Annotated in this window: 1 protein-coding gene, 2 tRNA genes and 2 rRNA genes; all 5 read right to left on the bottom strand. The window is 42.0% G+C overall.

From position 1 onward, the window contains the following. Nucleotides 1–335: 335 nt before the first annotated feature. On the bottom strand, nt 336–731 hold the full coding sequence (locus AACR09_RS12145) for a DUF2391 family protein (RefSeq protein ID WP_086048692.1): 396 nt from the start codon (nt 729–731) through the stop codon (nt 336–338). A gap of 1,000 nt (nt 732–1,731) precedes the next feature. After that, a tRNA-Asp gene (locus AACR09_RS12140) sits at nt 1,732–1,808 on the bottom strand. A 30-nt stretch (nt 1,809–1,838) separates the two neighbouring features. After that, a 5S ribosomal RNA gene (rrf, locus tag AACR09_RS12135) occupies nt 1,839–1,954 on the bottom strand. Between the two features lie 42 nt (nt 1,955–1,996). Then, a tRNA-Thr gene (locus tag AACR09_RS12130) sits at nt 1,997–2,073 on the bottom strand. A gap of 72 nt (nt 2,074–2,145) precedes the next feature. Then, nucleotides 2,146–2,240 (bottom strand): 5S ribosomal RNA (gene rrf / locus AACR09_RS12125); the annotation flags it as partial.

Below are 2,240 nucleotides of genomic sequence, written 5' to 3'. Positions count from 1 at the left end.
CAATGCTTGGAACAGTTTTTGTGAAGATAAACGCAGAGTCCAATCCCTCTGCTTTAGAGATTGGACTCGATTGGTAAGTTAATTAATGGAACTGGTATAAGTCCCCTCGCCTTCCCATTACCAATACCTCGTCTAATACAGAAACCAACGGTTTCAATGCCTTCTAAAGCAACCAGACTTCTCTCTTTAATTCCCTTTAAACTCTCACAACAATAACCGATACATTCACGTATAGGTCGGTCGTAACGAACTCGCTACTTGAGTTATCTAAAGAATGACTCAAATGAGCTCTAGAAAGGCTCTGTTGATAACTTAACTTTAAGTGACAAGACGATTCACTCTTTATCGAAACTATCCACCACAATAGCCCCCATAGACGCTGGCATGGAAATAACGATCACTCTTTTGATCGATACAATTGGGTCGCTTAATAAAGGTAGTTTATCCAAACAAGTTAGCACTAAAGCAACGACCATTGCCGTCATGACGTAAGCAATAACTATTCTGAAAATAAACACCGGCAACCGAGCGACAATATCTTTCTGGAATACACTCTCATACGTATAGAAGCCGAGGAACACAGCTGATAGTAAAAATAACAGCAATAGATTAGCGCTCGGTAAAGTCTCTCCTAACTTCCACGCTTCTTCAGAAAAAGAAATCGGCACGGCCAAAGCAAAAGATCCTACAAAGATCTGGCTAGCATCTTCAAAGTTAAAGCTTAATTTCATAGTTCGACCCATTAGGTTTTAAGGCTTTATCTATTTTTTAAAATAATAACAAAATTATCCGCCTATGATTTGGGGAATTTTCTATTCTTACCAAGCAACAGAAATGACACTTCTTAGCTTAATATTAGTCGTAATAACCTAAACATAGCTTGAACTAACCAGCAAGAAATCAATATGTTCAGAGTAAAAGCGGTGAAAACAACTAATTCATATCGAGTCGACAAGCACATCAGAATCGAAGAGAGACCGGTAAACATCCTAAGATACCAGTGCCTAGAACCAGAAAATCTCAATCAGTTGGGTGATAAACATCACTGCACGGATCGAGGAATACTCTATTTCTTAGCTTATATATCCTTCCGGCATCACTTGGGGAGCTCAGCCTAGCTACTCTCACCTTCAAACTGAATCTAGTCCGCTTTCACCCTTTGAAATGTTTCGAACAAAGTGCTTAATGCCATCGAGAGTGGTTTAAGCTCAATGCATAACAAGAGCTATTAAGTCGACTCATTAAGGACTCTAGCGTTCTTAGCGAAATCCTCCATACACATCAGGCTATCCTCTAGATTCACTGATAGGCCAGAAGTCAGGTTTCCTAGACGAAGGGCTGTTAGCTAATACTTGAAGAAGGCCCCAAGCACTGAGCAAGCAGGATGAGTTGTAATGCTTGTATAGTTTCAGGTATTGAATGGGGCGCTGAGTCAAAACAGTCTCATTAACCTAACTTACAACGTCGTATGGCTCGAGTATTTGATCAGTAAGCTTAAAGAGTTGCATGCGTTTGAAGTCTTTCTTGTGTCAAACCACAATTGGAATCAGAAATGATGTGATTCTAGTCGTAGGATTGGGATTTCTGATAAATGACGGAATAATGGGGACGCGTTGGCTAAGAGTTATGGGGTACGGGAAGCCTTATGTGGAAGTCATTAGATGGAAGGGCAAAGCACTATAATTTGGATGTAAAAAAGCCCCGCTATTTCTAGCGAGGCTTCTAAATAAGTGGCGGAGTGGACGGGACTCGAACCCGCGACCCCCGGCGTGACAGGCCGGTATTCTAACCAACTGAACTACCACTCCGCAGTGTCTATTCAGCATAATGCAATTTAAGCCTGACGATGTCCTACTCTCACATGGGGAAGCCCCACACTACCATCGGCGCTATTATGTTTCACTTCTGAGTTCGGCATGGAATCAGGTGGGTCCACAATGCTATGGTCGTCAAACAAATTCTGTTGTCAAGTTGATGAATCAAATCAACTAAATAATGGTGCTGATACCCAGACTCGAACTGGGGACCTCACCCTTACCAAGGGTGCGCTCTACCGGGCTGAGCTATATCAGCAATTCAAGAACCGTTTAAAACGATTTTGAAAACTTTTTGTCTTCACTTTTTAAAAGTGAAAATAAATTTGGAGCCTGGCGATGTCCTACTCTCACATGGGGAAACCCCACACTACCATCGGCGCTATTGTGTTTCACTTCTGAGTTCGGCATGGAATCAGGTGGGTC

It is taken from the genome of Vibrio sp. OPT20 (genome assembly GCF_963889365.1).
Classification (GTDB): domain Bacteria; phylum Pseudomonadota; class Gammaproteobacteria; order Enterobacterales; family Vibrionaceae; genus Vibrio; species Vibrio splendidus.
The sequence above is the reverse complement of the archived record's forward strand: the minus strand, read 5'-3'. Positions and strand labels throughout refer to the sequence as shown.

What these genes read in the sequence shown, in the direction of transcription:
- AACR09_RS12145 (WP_086048692.1), bottom strand. Translation starts at nt 731, where the DNA reads ATGAAATTAAGCTTTAACTTTGAAGATGCTAGCCAGATCTTTGTAGGA.